Annotated in this window: 12 protein-coding genes; 4 read left to right on the plus strand and 8 right to left on the minus strand. The window is 57.8% G+C overall.

Annotated elements, in window-relative coordinates; genetic code table 11:
• Positions 1 to 65: 65 nt before the first annotated feature.
• The 3 genes from ACR0A1_RS08535 to ACR0A1_RS08545 are packed head-to-tail and all read left to right on the plus strand — an operon-like array spanning position 66 to position 3424.
• Positions 66 to 1139, plus strand: coding sequence for an AI-2E family transporter (locus tag ACR0A1_RS08535; RefSeq protein WP_170392915.1), 1074 nt, complete (start codon positions 66 to 68; stop codon positions 1137 to 1139).
• Entirely contained in the window at positions 1140 to 1829 is a 690-nt protein-coding gene (locus tag ACR0A1_RS08540; protein ID WP_170392125.1) for an HdaA/DnaA family protein, read from the plus strand. It begins immediately after the preceding gene.
• Positions 1830 to 1879: 50 nt separating this feature from the next.
• On the plus strand, positions 1880 to 3424 hold the full coding sequence (locus tag ACR0A1_RS08545; RefSeq protein WP_170732939.1) for a Ppx/GppA family phosphatase: 1545 nt from the start codon (positions 1880 to 1882) through the stop codon (positions 3422 to 3424).
• On the opposite strand, the gene ACR0A1_RS08550 is transcribed toward ACR0A1_RS08545, so the two are convergent.
• The 7 genes from ACR0A1_RS08550 to ACR0A1_RS08580 form a co-directional block, all read right to left on the minus strand.
• Positions 3425 to 3784, minus strand: a complete 360-nt coding sequence (locus ACR0A1_RS08550; protein ID WP_480867073.1) for a hypothetical protein — start codon at positions 3782 to 3784, stop codon at positions 3425 to 3427.
• 49 nt (positions 3785 to 3833) lie between these two features.
• Complete coding sequence (locus ACR0A1_RS08555) at positions 3834 to 4826, minus strand: endonuclease/exonuclease/phosphatase family protein (protein ID WP_480867075.1); 993 nt, start codon at positions 4824 to 4826, stop codon at positions 3834 to 3836.
• Positions 4827 to 4829: 3 nt separating this feature from the next.
• Complete coding sequence (locus ACR0A1_RS08560) at positions 4830 to 5510, minus strand: molecular chaperone DjiA (RefSeq protein ID WP_170392133.1); 681 nt, start codon at positions 5508 to 5510, stop codon at positions 4830 to 4832.
• 9 nt (positions 5511 to 5519) lie between these two features.
• Positions 5520 to 6044, minus strand: a complete 525-nt coding sequence (locus ACR0A1_RS08565) for an N-acetyltransferase family protein (protein WP_480867076.1) — start codon at positions 6042 to 6044, stop codon at positions 5520 to 5522.
• A complete protein-coding gene (locus tag ACR0A1_RS08570) occupies positions 6041 to 6643 on the minus strand; it encodes a VOC family protein (RefSeq protein WP_170401518.1) in 603 nt (200 codons plus the stop codon). Before ACR0A1_RS08570 ends, ACR0A1_RS08565 begins: the two co-directional genes overlap by 4 nt.
• Before the next feature lie 109 nt (positions 6644 to 6752).
• On the minus strand, positions 6753 to 8879 hold the full coding sequence (scpA, locus tag ACR0A1_RS08575) for a methylmalonyl-CoA mutase (protein ID WP_480867078.1): 2127 nt from the start codon (positions 8877 to 8879) through the stop codon (positions 6753 to 6755).
• Complete coding sequence (locus tag ACR0A1_RS08580; protein ID WP_480867080.1) at positions 8876 to 9691, minus strand: hypothetical protein; 816 nt, start codon at positions 9689 to 9691, stop codon at positions 8876 to 8878. The genes scpA and ACR0A1_RS08580 overlap by 4 nt, the downstream gene beginning before the upstream one ends.
• Before the next feature lie 170 nt (positions 9692 to 9861).
• On the opposite strand from ACR0A1_RS08580, the gene ACR0A1_RS08585 reads away from it, so the two are divergent.
• Entirely contained in the window at positions 9862 to 10308 is a 447-nt protein-coding gene (locus ACR0A1_RS08585; protein WP_170392143.1) for a DUF4174 domain-containing protein, read from the plus strand.
• Positions 10309 to 10384: 76 nt separating this feature from the next.
• Here ACR0A1_RS08585 and ACR0A1_RS08590 read toward each other — a convergent pair whose 3' ends face one another.
• On the minus strand, positions 10385 to 12430 hold the full coding sequence (locus ACR0A1_RS08590; protein WP_480867082.1) for an ATP-binding protein: 2046 nt from the start codon (positions 12428 to 12430) through the stop codon (positions 10385 to 10387).
• Between the last annotated feature and the right edge of the window lie 27 nt (positions 12431 to 12457).

A 12457-nucleotide genomic window follows, 5' to 3' on the forward strand; every position in this document is an offset into this window, starting at 1 on the left:
CGCTTGCATCGCCGGGCGTCATGGGCCAAGAACACGGCAATGCTGTGCAAACGAGGGATTGCGCCATGGCCTTGCCGGTGAAGGATCAGCTTAGATACTGGGGCATTGCCGCCGCTGTTTTCGTGCTGCTTTTGTACCTGTTGGGCGATGTCTTGCTGCCCTTTGTGATCGGTGGTGCGATTGCATATTTCCTTGATCCCGTTGCGGACCGCCTGGAAACACTCGGCCTTTCGCGCATGGCTGCGACCGGGATCATTACCGTTGTCGGCGTGTTTGGTTTTGTTTTGATGATTCTCATGGTTGTGCCCGCGTTGATCACACAGCTACTGGATCTGATTGATGTTTTGCCAAGCCTTTTTAAAGAACTGCGCGCCTTTATTGAGAAACAATTCCCGGCTTTGCTCGATCGCGAATCAAATACCCACCAGATGCTGGTGTCATTTGGCGAGACGCTGAAATCAAAAACCGGCGATGTGCTGCAAACCGTTCTGGCCTCATTGGGTTCAGCAATAAATGTCGTCGTCCTGCTGGTTATCGTACCGGTTGTCGCGGTTTATCTGCTGATGGATTGGGATCGCATGATCACCCGGATCGGAGAGCTCTTGCCGCGTGATCACGCCCCCACGATCAAACGACTTGCTGGTGAAATCGACGCCGTTCTTGCCTCATTCGTGCGTGGAATGGGTACCGTCTGCCTGATCCTCGGCACCTACTATGCTGTCGCATTGATGCTGGTCGGTCTGCAATTCGGCCTGATCGTCGGCTTCATTGCAGGACTGGTAACCTTCATCCCCTATTTGGGCGCCCTGATCGGAGGCACCCTGGCCATAGGCCTGGCCCTGTTTCAGTTCTGGGGGGATTGGGCACATATCGGTTTGGTCGCCGGTATTTTTGCTATCGGACAGGTGACCGAGGGCAACTTCCTGACGCCCAAACTCGTCGGTAGTTCGGTGGGCCTGCACCCGGTCTGGCTGCTGCTGGCCTTGTCGGTCTTCGGCGCGCTGTTCGGCTTTGTTGGAATGCTGATCGCAGTACCTGTAGCGGCTGCCTTGGGCGTGCTGGCACGGTTTGCGACCGAGCAGTATCTGCACAGCCGCCTATATACCGGGCTTGAAGGGCTCAATCAGGAAGACGAATAAATGGCCATGCAGCTCAGCTTTGATCTGCCGTCCAAGACTGCCTTGGGCCGCGAAGACTTTTTCGTCTCGCCTGCTAATGCGCTAGCTGTTGCGATGATCTCTGCCACCTCGTGGCCTGGCAACAAACTGGTGCTGAGCGGCCCTGCAGGATCGGGCAAGACCCATCTGGCGCATGTCTGGGCCGGCGAGACCGGCGGTCGAATCGTACAAGCCGCCGCGCTTCGATATGACGACGTGCCGGACCTGGCGCGCGGTCCGGTGGCGGTCGAAGATGTGCCAGTAATCGCGGCGGACGTCGAGCAGCAGAAAACTCTGTTCCATTTGCACAATCTGGTTCTGGCCGAGGGCCACGCCTTGCTGATGACCGGGCGCACGACGCCGAAACTGTGGCATCTGCCGCTGGCCGATCTGCAAAGCCGGGCCGAAGGTGCGCATCATGTGTCGCTTGAAGGACCGGACGATGCGTTGCTGGGCGCAGTGCTGGCGAAGCTATTCACCGACCGGCAGCTCAATCCGGGGCCTGATGTCATAGCCTATCTGGTCAAGCACATGAATCGCAGCTTTGAAACCGCCGCCCGCGTCGTCGAACAGCTGGACGAAATTGCGCTGACCGAAAAACGCGACATCACCCGTGCGCTGGCGGTGCGTCTATTGAACACAGAAGCCGAACAATCGGATGCCTGCAATTGACCGGACAAGGGTGATCTCGCATCCTGTCGCGCAAAAGACCTGGGGACACCATGACCAAGATTGCCGAGACTGATTTCCCGGATCACGGGCTGTTCGGAAGGCCGCTGTTCGAAGATCCGGGCGCCCGTGCACTTTCCCGGGTCGGGGTTGTCGATATCGGATCGAACTCGGTCCGGATGGTGATTTTTGACGGCGCGGCGCGCTCACCGGCCTATTTCTACAATGAAAAGGTGATGTGCGAACTGGGCGCCGGCCTGTCAGAGACCGGCCGACTGAACCCTGAAGGTCGCAAACGGGCGCTGGCTGCCTTGCACAGGTTTCAGCATCTTGCCAGAGACCTCGGCCTGCCCGCCCTGCACGCTGTCGCCACCGCTGCGGTGCGCGAGGCCAGCGATGGACCGGATTTCTGCGCGCAGGCAAAAGCCGAAACCGGCCTGATCATCAACGTTGTCGATGGCGAGGAAGAAGCACGGCTCTCAGCTCAGGGCGTGCTGCTGGGTTGGCCCGGAGCTTATGGGCTGATCTGCGACATCGGTGGCTCGTCCGTCGAACTCGCTGAGATCGGAGGCGGCAAGGTCGGACGTCGCATGACTTCGCCCCTGGGGCCGCTCAAGCTGCGCGATATCAAAGGCGGTCGCCGGGCGCGTAAGGAGCATATCAAGAAGACGCTGGAAGAGATGCGCGACCGGATGGGCCCTCAACGTGATCGGCTGTTTCTGGTCGGCGGCAGTTGGCGCGCCTTCGCACGTCTGGACATGTTGCGCCGAGGCTATCCGCTGAACGTGCTGCACGAATACCGCATGACACAAAGTCAGGTACGCGAGACCATCAAGTTCATCGAACAGAATGATCCTGATGAATTGCGCGCATTGGCCGGTGTGTCGGGATCGCGTATGGCATTGATCCCCTATGCAATGGATGTGCTTTCACGCCTGATCCGCACGTTCAAACCAAAGGACATCGCGATTTCAAGCTACGGCATCCGCGAAGGATTGCTGTATGAACAGATGCCGCAACGCCTGCGCGACCGGGATCCTTTGATCGAAGCCTGCCGGTTTGCCGAAGCGAAAGACGCGCGCTTGCCCGGTTTCGGCAAACACCTGTTCGATTTTGTAATGCCCTTGTTCCGTTCGGCGCCGGAACCGATGCTGCGCCTGATCAAGGCAGCTTGTCTGCTGCACGACGTCAGTTGGCGTGCGCATCCAGATTACCGGGCCGAGGCTTGTTTCGAATATGTCACCCGCGCCAACATGAGCGGGATCAAACATTCCGAGCGGATCTTTATCGGGCTCGCTTTGCAACACCGATATCGCAACAAACGTGAAGGGAGCCGCTTTACCGAGCTTTACGAACTGCTCGAAGAACGCGGCCAAGAACAGGCCGAAATCCTAGGCAAAGCACTACGGTTCGGAGCGATGCTTTGGATGCAGCACGACGCAGCCATGGGCAAGATGCGTTACTATCCCAAAAAACAAAAGCTCGAACTGCGTCTGCCCAAATCGGCGGGCGCATTGTTCAACGAAGTCGCCGAGGCCCGTTTTAACTCGTTGGCCGGCGCGCTGAAATCAGAACCCAAAGTGATCATTCGCGGATAATCAGATATCGGTATAACCGTTAGAAGTCTCTTCTTCCGGCACAACTTCTTCGGGCTGATCTTTGGGCTTCTTGCGGATGATAATGTCGCCGTTTGGTAACATCTCGGGCGATTCATACGCGCTCCAATCCTGCACCTGAGCAGCCAACTCAGCCAGCGCCGGACCCATTTCCCGCATGAAAGACTGCAAAGCCGGACCAAATTGGTCCGCAAATCCACGCAGGTCTTCGATCGTGGGCTCCATCTCTTGCCGCAAGCCTTCCAGAAACAACTCGGCACCCCGCTCCATCAGCGACTTACCTGAATCGTTCTGTGCTTGGGCAGGCAGGGCCAAGGCGGTACAAACAGCGCTGATCAGCATGAGACGTAGCATAGCTTGAATATAAGCGAGCGTGCCGAGTGTTGAAAGGTCAGAGGTCGATATCCAACGTCACCGGGAAGTGGTCGGATGCGGTTAGCAAGGCATCCCTCAGCTCGGGGTTGCCCCAGCAGGCGGCATCGCGAAACGGATGCCAGATGCGCCAGTTCGGGCGGTGGGCGCGCAAATCCTCGCTAATCATGATGTAGTCCAACAACGCCTCAAGATACCGTCCCTCATTCGGCCGCGCAAATCGTGCAGTTGCTGGGACGGAACCGGGGCGCAGTTCCAATGCCCTTGCTGCATGAGGATCATAGAGCCCCGCCTGCAACAATATCTCGACCGACGATCGACCGAAGAGGTGTTCGAACTCATCCAGTCCGGGTCCGTCATTGAGATCGCCCAGCAAAATCACCGGCTCTTGCTCCGTCAAATGATGTCGGACCCGTCGACCCAGCCATACCGCCTGCGCCAACTGCTTACGGCGATTGGCAATCGAAATTCGTATCATCTCATCCCGCGACGCAGCGCCATGGGGCGCTTTGGACTTCAGATGCGCCCCGATCAGTCGAAACTCTTGCCCTGAGGTTGTTTGGATCGCCAATTCCATCGGAGGCTTTGAAAACCGAACAAGATCCTCGGTCGCATCCACATCCAGGTCGATCCGGAACTCGGCATCGAAACGCGGCGCGTTCTCAGCCTCCCTTGCGTCGTGTTTGGCTGTAAGAATTTCGGGATCATAAAGCAGGGCCAATTCCTGATGTGTATCATTGGGAAATCCCATGATTGCATGGCTTGTACGCAGACCGAACGCCTCGGCAAATCGCTGCAAGGCACGGACCGTATTCTGAGACTTGCCTGTGTTGGGGGCTTCGACGATCAGCATCGCATCGGCATCAATCGCCGTCAGCACCTTTGCGATCGCCTCAACCTGCCGGGCCTTGGTCACATCGTGACGCCCTGACCAGCTGTCATCGACAATCAGGCTGTCATTGCGATCAAACAGGTTGGCGAACCATTCGATATTGTAGGTCGCCAACCGCACGGATCAGACCCGAGCGCCATTGATTTCATCCCAGGCGCGGTTGATGTCGATCATCTTTTTCTCGGCCAGCCGCACCGCCTCTTCCGGAACGCCGCGTGCCAGCATCGCATCGGGATGAGTTTCTCGCACCAGTTGCCGCCAAACCTTGCGAATTTCGGTCAGAGGAGCGTCGCGGGGAACGCCCAGAACAGTATAGGGGTCTTTCGGCGCATCCGGTACGAAACGCGCGCGCAGGGCCATGAACTGAGCGTCGGTCTGGCCGAAAATGCGGCTGACTTCTTCCAAAAACTCGTTTTCGTTCGGATGGTAGAACCCGTCCGCCATGGCAATGTGAAACAGCCCTTCCATCAAATCGCACAGGGTGGTGCTATCTTCGGCGAACATGCGGGCAATCCGGCGGGCATAGTCCTGATATCCAGCAACGTCTGTCCGTGCCATGTCAAAGACCTTGGCCGCCCCGTCTTCATCTTCGGGCGCGATCTGGAACACTTCACGGAAAGCCGTCACCTCATCCCGCGTCACCTGACCGTCGGCCTTGGCCATCTTGGCGCCAAGCGCCACAACAGCAATCGCAAAGGCCACCGAACGTTCTGGCGGCGTGCGCAGTTTCTCAAACACCGCAGTCAGGCTTTCGCCCTGGGCAAGCGCGTTCAGCGCGTCGGCTATTCTGGACCAAATCGACATGGGCGCACCCTAGCGTGCCTTGTCACGACTGTCAGGTGCGACAGATGACTGCGGGCCGAGTATTTTCTGCATCAGGACAAGATCCAGCCGCTGCCCCCATTTGAACCCCACTTCAGGCATGCGTCCCACCTGCTTGAAGCCAATTGCCTTATGGAAGGCGATGGCTGCGGGGTTGGCCGATGAAATGCCCGCCACCAAGACATGCACGTTATCCTCCCGCGCGATGGCTTCAAGAGCCTCCATCAACGAACGGCCAACATTCTGGCCTCTGGCTTCGGGTGCCAACTGTATCGAATGTTCGCGGCACTGCGCATATCCCGGTCCCGAGCGGAAGGTGCCATAGGTCGCAAACCCCTCGACGGCACCACTGCGCTCGGCGACCAAGAAGGCGGGACCTCTGGTTTCGATCTCTGCCACCACGCTTTCAACGCTGCGTTCATCGGTGGTGAAAGTGACCAGCGTATCACGGATAATCACGTTTGCTATCGCCGCAATCGCAGGTGCATCTTGGGCTCTGGCCTGCCGGATGTTCATTCCAGCACGCGCAACCCGTGCGGTGTTTCGATTTCAGCGCGCAATGCAGCCGGGCCGCTGTCAAACGCGACATACTCCAACGCCCCCAGACCTTTGGCTAAGTCGATTGCATCCGGATGGCACACAATCAGGCGGCGTAACCGGCAGCCACTGTCCTGAAGCATTTGTGCCGGATGCAGATCACCCTTCCACTCGATAAGCGCCGGAAAGAGGTTGTCAAATGGCAGACGTCCATTTGGGGGGACTGCCATACGCCAGCGCAGCGCGCCTCGGTTCAGATCGATAGGTTGTCCGACGCCGTCGGGGAAAACGGTCAGTGACGCTTCGATATCCGGAACCCGGCAAATCCAGTTGGTCAGGCGGGGTGATCCGGTGAACCGGTCCAGATCGAACCAGCGCGTCCTTTGCGGTTTGGAGGCTTCGGGGTCGATCGCAATCGCCTCCAGATAGAGCCCATCCCGCAAGCCCAAAAGTCGATTATACGTCCCGAATTTTTCATGCTTGCCGCCGTCCTGAAGCCGTACGCCCAGCGCCTGTTCGATATGGTCAGAAGCTTCTTCAAGCGTTTCGCCCGCAACAGCCAGATGATCCAGTAACATGAAGACGCCTCCTGATGACAAACGACCAGACCATTTGGGTCTGGTCGCATGTTTTCCGCAAAGGGGCGAAGTCACAAGATTTTTCGTACGAAAAATCTAGGCCCCGGTGTCAGGACTTAGCTTCACCGATCAAACGCAAGATGTCTTGTGCCGCATCAGGGATATTCGTTCCCGGACCAAAGATCGCCTTCACACCGTGATCGTAAAGGAACTGGTAATCCTGTTGCGGAATGACCCCACCGCAGATGACTATGATGTCTTCAGCCCCTGCCTTTTTCAGTTCCTCAACCAACTGAGGCGCCAATGTCTTATGCCCCGCAGCCTGCGAAGAGATCCCTATCACATGCACATCATTGTCCACCGCGTCCTGTGCGGCTTCTGCAGGCGTCTGGAACAGAGGGCCGACATCCACATCAAACCCGATATCGGCAAAGGCAGTGGCAATCACCTTGGCCCCTCGATCGTGGCCGTCCTGCCCCATCTTGACCACCAGCAGACGCGGGCGACGCCCCTCGGCCTTGGCGAATTCTTCTATGGAATTCTGAATCGCGGCAAAACCTTCGTCACCCTCGTAGGCCGCACCGTAAACACCGGCCAGGGTCTTCACTTCGGCACGGTGGCGACCGAACTCTTTCTCCATTGCCATGCTGATCTCTCCTACGGATGCGCGGGCTCGGGCGGCCTCGACGGCGGCGGCAAGCAGGTTGCCTCCCTCGCGGGCGGTTCTTGTCAGGGCGTCTAGCGCCTGTTGGCAAGCCGCCTCGTCGCGCGTTGCACGGATACGCTCCAGCCGCGCGACCTGAGCTTCACGCACGGCCACGTTATCGACGTCCAGAATATCGATCGGGTCTTCTTGCTCTTTGCGATACTTGTTGACCCCAACGATAACCTCTTCGCCCCGGTCGATCATGGCCTGACGGCGCGCAGCGCTTTCCTCGATCCGCAGCTTGGGCATGCCACTGGCAACGGCCTTGGTCATACCGCCCATTTCCTCGACCTCTTCCATAAGAGCCCAGGCTTTTTCGACCAACTCGTTGGTCAGGCTTTCGACGTAGTAAGAGCCCGCCAGCGGATCGACCACATCGGTCACGCCGGTTTCCTCTTGCAACACCAGCTGCGTGTTTCGCGCGATACGTGCTGAGAAATCGGTTGGCAGCGCGATCGCCTCGTCCAATGCGTTGGTGTGCAGCGATTGGGTGCCGCCCAGAACCGCGCTCATGGCTTCATAGGCGGTACGGACCACGTTGTTATAGGGATCTTGCTCCTGCAGACTAACACCGGATGTCTGGCAATGTGTCCGCAGCATTTTCGACCGTTCGGATTTCGCACCAAACTCGGTCATTACGCGATGCCATAGGGTGCGCGCGGCACGCAGTTTCGCGATCTCCATGAAGAAATTCATGCCGATGGCGAAGAAGAACGACAGACGACCCGCGAACTTGTCCACGTCCATACCCGATTGCGTCGCAGCACGCACATATTCGCGGCCATCGGCGAGCGTATATGCCAATTCCTGTACCAGGTTCGCGCCAGCCTCTTGCATGTGATAGCCAGAGATCGAGATCGAGTTGAACTTGGGCATCTCGTTCGAGGTGTATTCGATGATGTCCGAAATGATCTTCATCGATGGCTCGGGCGGGTAGATGTAAGTATTACGCACCATGAACTCTTTCAGAATGTCGTTCTGAATGGTGCCCGACAGCACGGATTTGTCATGCCCCTGCTCTTCACCCGCAACAATGAAGCTGGCCAGAACAGGGATCACCGCCCCGTTCATCGTCATTGAGACTGAAACCTTGTCCAACGGGATGCCGTCGAACAGGATTTTCATATCCTCAACGCTGTCGATGGCCACACCGGCCTTACCGACATCGCCCACCACGCGAGGATGGTCACTGTCATACCCCCGGTGCGTCGCCAGATCGAAGGCGACCGAGACACCTTGCTGGCCGGCTGCCAGATTGCGGCGGTAAAACGCATTCGATTCTTCAGCTGTCGAGAAGCCTGCATATTGACGGATCGTCCACGGACGGCCCGCGTACATCGTCGCTTTGACGCCGCGCGTAAACGGCCCGAAGCCCGGAAGCGAGCCCATATGCGGCAGATCAGCCGTGTCTTCCTGAGTGTAAAGCGGTTTGACGTCGATGCCTTCCAGCGTCTCTTTGGTCAGATCGCCCAAAGGTCGGCCGCGCAGCTCTTTTTCGGCCAGCACCTGCCAGTCGTTGGTGTCGGTCATGTCGATTTCCTCTGTTCAATTCTGGTTTCGGCGGGGGCGACCCCGCGCGCATTGCTATCTGTTCGGCAGATCAGTTCAGCCTGCCCATCGGCACCCGAGGCAAGCCATTCCAGATCATCGGCATAATCAGCCCAAAGCTTCATCGCCTGTTCAGCGCTCAGACCATGGGGCGTAGGTTTGGGTGCCGCATTCAGCGCAAGGCCGTCACTGAATTCGGGCGCGGTGCGACCCGTCAGCGCCTCAAGCTGTACCTGTTGATGACCTGCAAATTCCTCGAACGGCAGGACAAGCAACGGGACGCCCGGGAAGGCGTGGCTTATATCGGTGATGACGTCGCGCCAGCTCCGCTTGCTTTGCGCGATGCGTTTCCACTTTGCTGGTTCGATGGGGGCGCTGCCGCGTTTGAACTTATAGGCGGCCACGGAAGACCAATACATATCCAACGCGCGGATATTCAAAGCAATTTTAGTGACTCTACCATCAAATGCCCTTGCCAAAAGCTGCCCGCGTTCCAGCATGCCGGGATAGAGCGAGGCAAAGGCAATATTGCGCTCCATCGAGCCCACGAAATTCTCTTGGCTGACCAACAGTTGCGTCGCGCCGTCTTGCTGACATACGTCCAACTCGCGGCGTAATCCATCACAGACCTCAGGCGTCAATTTGTTCAAGCTGTTGAGGCCATTGGAGCGTGTTCGCTCCGGCCCCCAATACGCCAGACCTTGATCTGCAAGGACCTGCACGTTCCGGCTTAGATAGTTCTGGAAACTGGTGCTTGCACACCGATGCGCGCCACAATGCAGGATCACTTCCATCGGCCTACTCTCCCAACGCGAAGGCCGCGGGAACGGCGCGTTTTGTAGGCAAATTGATAATTACGCATGGGTGGGTGCGGCGTCCACGAAGCAAATTTTTGGTGATCACACGCATTTCGTCAGTCGCATTCGCCCCGGCAGAGGCTATATTCATCACAACAGGAGGCCTCATGACACGCACGCTTGCCTTTGTTTTCTCGGCACTATTCCCGTTGGCCGCCTTGGCCGCCGACGCGACTGCCCCTGCGGATGACAGCTTTGTTCGTCCAGTAGCTGACAGCGATCTAAGCGATTTTCTCTGGACGCATCGCCCGATCGTCGTTTTTGCCGACACCCCGGCAGACCCAAGATTCCAGCAGCAGATCGACATGTTACTCGAAGGAGAAGACGCAATGCGGGATCGCGACGTGATTGTCTTGACCGATACTGATCCGGCGGCGCGATCATCGATCCGATCAAAACTGCGACCGCGTGGTTTCCAGATGGTGTTTGTCGACAAGGATGGTGTCGTCAAACTGCGCAAACCCAGCCCATGGAGCGTGCGTGAGATTGGCCGATCCATTGACAAGACGCCTTTGCGCGAGCGCGAAATCCGCGAACGACGTGAGGGCGGCTGAGCACCTGCGACATGCCTCAAGATCCCGGCGGAAGCCGCTGGGAACCTTGAAAGATATGTCGCAGGTGCGCGCATCATCACTCGAACTCGATGATCACATCGTCAACGGCCAGACTGTCGCCGGGGCCCGCGTTGATCTTGGAGACAACGCCCTTTTTCTCGGCGCGCAGGATGTTCTCCATCTTCATCGCCTCAACGGTACAAAGTGCCTGACCTTCCTGCACCTCCTGACCTACTTCCACATCAATCTTCACGATCAAGCCCGGCATTGGGCAGAGCAACATTTTCGATGTATCAGGCGGCAGCTTCTCGGGCATCAGGCGGGCCAGTTCGGCCTGACGCGGGGTGCGCACATGTACCTTGAGGTCAGCCCCTCGGTTTCGGATACGGAACCCGCCCGATATCTTTCCAACCTTCAAGACCAACGGGCTGCCATCCACGTCCAACACCGCAAGTTGGTCACCCGGCGTCCAGTCAGAGGACACACGCAGAGCTGACCCGTCTTTGAATTTGACAGTCGCGCCCTGTTTGTCAGCCTTAACATTGACGCTGAAATCCTGCCCTTGCAGAGCGACATTCCAACGTTTGCCGACTTTCCTTTCATGGTTGTCCATCCGGCCCGATACGCGGGTGCGACGGATTTCGGCAACCCGGTGCATGGCAGCGCACGAGGCTGCGATGCGACGCAGATCTTCTTCGGGAAGGTCGACGCCTTCAAACCCGTCCGGATACTCCTCGGCGATGAAAGCGGTCGTCATGTCACCACTTACAAATTTCGGGTGATCCATGACCGCTGACAGGAATGGCAAATTGTGACCGATGCCTTCGACTTCGAAACTGTCCAGCGCCACGCGCATCGCCTCAATCGCCTGTTCGCGGGTCGATGCCCAGGTACACAGCTTGGCGATCATCGGGTCGTAATACATGCTGATCTCGCCGCCCTCATAGACGCCGGTATCGTTACGCACAGCGCTATCCCCTTTAGGCGCATCACCTTGCCATTTGTCATTCACAAGCAGCGGGCCTGCTGCGACCTCCTGCGGCGGGCGATAACGGGTAAGGCGGCCAATCGAGGGCAAGAAGCCACGATACGGGTCCTCTGCATAAAGACGGTTTTCAATCGCCCAGCCTGTCAGGGTGACGTCATCCTGCGTGATCGACAGTTTTTCACCAGCGGCCACACGGATCATCTGTTCGACAAGATCGACACCAGTGATCAGTTCGGTCACCGGGTGTTCCACCTGCAGGCGGGTGTTCATTTCGAGGAAGTAGAAGTTCTTTTCGCCATCCACGATGAACTCGACCGTACCGGCGCTGGCATAGTTCACAGCCTTGGCCAACGCGACCGCCTGTTCGCCCATCGCCTTGCGGGTTTCAGGGTCAAGGAACGGCGATGGCGCCTCTTCCACAACTTTCTGGTTCCGGCGCTGGATCGAGCATTCGCGTTCCCCGAGATAGATGCCATTGCCGTGACTGTCACAGAGCACCTGAATCTCGATGTGGCGCGGCTGAGTCACAAATTTCTCGATGAAAATCCGGTCGTCGCCGAAGGAGTTCGCGGCCTCGTTCTTGGATGACTGGAAACCTTCCCGCGCCTCTTCGTCATTCCACGCAATCCGCATGCCCTTGCCACCGCCGCCAGCGCTGGCCTTGATCATCACCGGATAGCCAATGTCGTTCGAAATCTTCACTGCCTCATCGGCGTCTTCGATCAGGCCCATGTAACCGGGCACCGTCGAAACCCCGGCCTCCTGCGCGATCTTCTTCGAGGTGATCTTGTCCCCCATGCTTTCGATCGCACCGACCGGGGGGCCGACAAAGGCGACGCCTTCGGCATCCAGCGCCTCGGCGAATTTGGAGTTCTCGGACAGAAAGCCATAACCGGGGTGGACCGCCTGCGCGCCGCTTTTACGGATGGCATCCAACACCTTGTCGATGACGATGTATGACTGGTTGGCAGGCGGCGGGCCGATATGCACGGCCTCATCCGCCATTGAAACATGCAGGGCGTTCTTGTCAGCATCTGAATAGATGGCAACCGTGCCAATGCCCATCTTGCGGGCGGTCTTGATGACCCGGCAGGCAATCTCGCCCCGGTTTGCGATCAGGATCTTGTTGAACATGGAACGTCCTTTGGCTTGATGTTCTGG

It is taken from the genome of Ruegeria sp. D6 (assembly GCF_056534365.1).

Bases quoted from the DNA above. Each gene is read 5' to 3' on its own strand.
- ACR0A1_RS08535 (WP_170392915.1), top strand. From the start codon at position 66: ATGGCCTTGCCGGTGAAGGATCAGCTTAGATACTGGGGCATTGCCGCC.
- ACR0A1_RS08540 (WP_170392125.1), top strand. From the start codon at position 1,140: ATGGCCATGCAGCTCAGCTTTGATCTGCCGTCCAAGACTGCCTTGGGC.
- ACR0A1_RS08545 (WP_170732939.1), top strand. From the start codon at position 1,880: ATGACCAAGATTGCCGAGACTGATTTCCCGGATCACGGGCTGTTCGGA.
- ACR0A1_RS08550 (WP_480867073.1), bottom strand. From the start codon at position 3,784: ATGCTGATCAGCGCTGTTTGTACCGCCTTGGCCCTGCCTGCCCAAGCA.
- ACR0A1_RS08560 (WP_170392133.1), bottom strand. From the start codon at position 5,510: ATGTCGATTTGGTCCAGAATAGCCGACGCGCTGAACGCGCTTGCCCAG.
- ACR0A1_RS08565 (WP_480867076.1), bottom strand. From the start codon at position 6,044: ATGAACATCCGGCAGGCCAGAGCCCAAGATGCACCTGCGATTGCGGCG.
- ACR0A1_RS08570 (WP_170401518.1), bottom strand. From the start codon at position 6,643: ATGTTACTGGATCATCTGGCTGTTGCGGGCGAAACGCTTGAAGAAGCT.
- scpA (WP_480867078.1), bottom strand. From the start codon at position 8,879: ATGACCGACACCAACGACTGGCAGGTGCTGGCCGAAAAAGAGCTGCGC.
- ACR0A1_RS08580 (WP_480867080.1), bottom strand. From the start codon at position 9,691: ATGGAAGTGATCCTGCATTGTGGCGCGCATCGGTGTGCAAGCACCAGT.
- ACR0A1_RS08585 (WP_170392143.1), top strand. From the start codon at position 9,862: ATGACACGCACGCTTGCCTTTGTTTTCTCGGCACTATTCCCGTTGGCC.
- ACR0A1_RS08590 (WP_480867082.1), bottom strand. From the start codon at position 12,430: ATGTTCAACAAGATCCTGATCGCAAACCGGGGCGAGATTGCCTGCCGG.